Source organism: Tolypothrix sp. VBCCA 56010, from assembly GCF_050875635.1.
Classification (GTDB): Bacteria; Cyanobacteriota; Cyanobacteriia; order Cyanobacteriales; family Nostocaceae; genus Hassallia.
Genome location: NZ_JBPAOH010000316.1, coordinates 1 through 2,197, shown reverse-complemented (window position 1 = coordinate 2,197; position 2,197 = coordinate 1). Strand labels below are relative to the sequence as shown.

General features: G+C 43.1%; 1 protein-coding gene. It reads right to left on the bottom strand.

The window, feature by feature from the left end:
• Positions 1-1,360 (bottom strand): aspartate kinase (locus AABK37_RS41110; protein ID WP_432557128.1); only part of this gene is annotated, 1,360 nt, incomplete at its 3' end.
• Positions 1,361-2,197: the final 837 nt, after the last annotated feature.

Sequence of the window (2,197 nt, the reverse complement as noted above, 5' to 3'; positions counted from 1 at the left end):
GGAGAGAGGGGGAGGGGGAGAGAGGGAGAGGGGGAGAGGGGGGGGACAAGGGAGAAATTCCTCCTTGTCTTCCTTGTCCTCCTTGTCCCCTTGTCTCCTCATCCTCTATCTCAAACACCTCCCTCAGTGCAGCAACAGCGCGATCGCATTGTGCGGCATCAACTACGCAACTTACTTTCACTTCGCTGGTAGATATCATCTGGATGTTAACGCCAGCTTCCGCTAGCGTGATGAACATTTGGGCAGCGACACCGGGACGCCCAATCATTCCTGCGCCGGAAATGCTGATTTTGGCGATTTGCTGCTGTACCATGACTTCGGCTTCTGTCGATGCACCATTTTTACTTCGCAGTGCTGGGGCGATCGCTGCTGCTACTGCTTCGGCACGCTTCAATATCGGTGTTGTTACGGTAAAGGCAATGTCATTTGTATTGCCTTCGTGTATTGACTGAATAATCAAGTCAACATCAACATTTTGACGGGCAATTTCTCCAAATAACCGCGCTGCCACGCCTGGTTTATCTGGTACGCGCAATAAAGCTACTTTCGCTTGGTCGGTATCGAATTCAACATTATCCACCGAACGAGCAATTTCTAAATTCATCAGCGATCGCTCTTGTGGTTTTGGGGAAGTTACCCAAGTACCCGGTTGATCTGTCCAGCTTGAGCGTACCACCAGGGGAACGCCATAATTGCGGGCAATTTCCACAGCACGCGGATGCAGCACTTTTGCGCCTAAGCTGGCGAGTTCCAACATTTCATCTGAGGTAATTTCCTCCATCAACTGTGCCTCAGGAACTAAACGCGGGTCTGTAGTCAAAATCCCTGGCACATCTGTATAAATTTCACAATAATCTGCTCGTAATGCGGCTGCCAAAGCTACGGCTGAAGTGTCGGAACCGCCACGTCCCAAAGTTGTAATTTCCCATGATTCTAAGCTGGATATACCTTGAAATCCGGCTACAACAACTACTTTGCCTTCTTCGAGGTGGCGTTTTAGGCGATCGGTTTTGATATCCAAAATTCGGGCGCGGGTGTGTTCGGCTTCGGTAACAATTCCTACTTGCGCCCCGGTGAGAGAAATTGCCGGCTGTCCGAGTTCATCCAATGCCATACTAACCACAGCGATGGATACTTGCTCACCTGTCGAAAGTAGCATATCCATTTCCCGTCGGTTGGGATTTTTTGAGATTTCGTGCGCTAGTTTGACAAGTCCATCGGTGGTTTTACCCATTGCTGAAACCACGACAACAACAGAATTTCCGGCTTTCACAGTTTTGTATACGCGCTGTGCCACAGCTTGAATACGTTCAACTGAACCGACTGAACTGCCACCATATTTCTGAACTATAAGCGCCATAAGAAAATAATTAATAAAGAAGCTTTGAAGGCATTGTAAATTCAACTATGTAACTAAGTTATCAGAATCAGCTGACACACAAAAGCTAAACTTCACATTTTGTTGATGATTTTTTTTCATACTTCAGTTAATACAGCCCCAGTAACCGTGCGGCTACTACCAAAGGTAAGAAATACTAAACTGCGCGATATGCTATCTGCCGCAGACGAAACTCCCCAACTTATGTAAAATCGATAACCGATAGCACTACCTGTGACTAAAGCAAAACCGATAGTATTGCTAAAAACAGAACTTATAAAGTTAGTAAAAGCTATCTTTTTCTTTCAAGAGTACGTCCAATATAACTAAAGCCCAAGATATCCCAAAGCCAATAAGCAAATCGCCAAACTTAAACGTTTTTTGGGGAATTGCTGTTAAAGAGTTGAGGAGATGATGGTAATTATATTGACGCGATTCGCAGGCGATCGCCTATAGCAAAAGCAGTAAACCAAATAATCAACTAAAAAAGGGGCAGAATTTCTCCACCCAGAAGCGTGAAGAAATATTAACTAATAAATAACAGTCGGAACCTTTCCATCCAGTTGACACAAAATTGACATATGTAATTTTTAGTATATTTGATAACTTGTTTTACACAAATTATTTGAAATTTGTTTTCAGTGTTAATACGTATAAAATAATTAAATAGTTAAAAAAAATACTTATAAGTTTATGTAGCGTATGTGTAAAACATATTTTCAGGCTTTTAGTGAGATTTGAGTAGACAAATAAGCGCTAATCATGCTGACTACGAATAACTTCAGCTTTTGAGGTTAATTTGTTACTTGAAATAGCAAT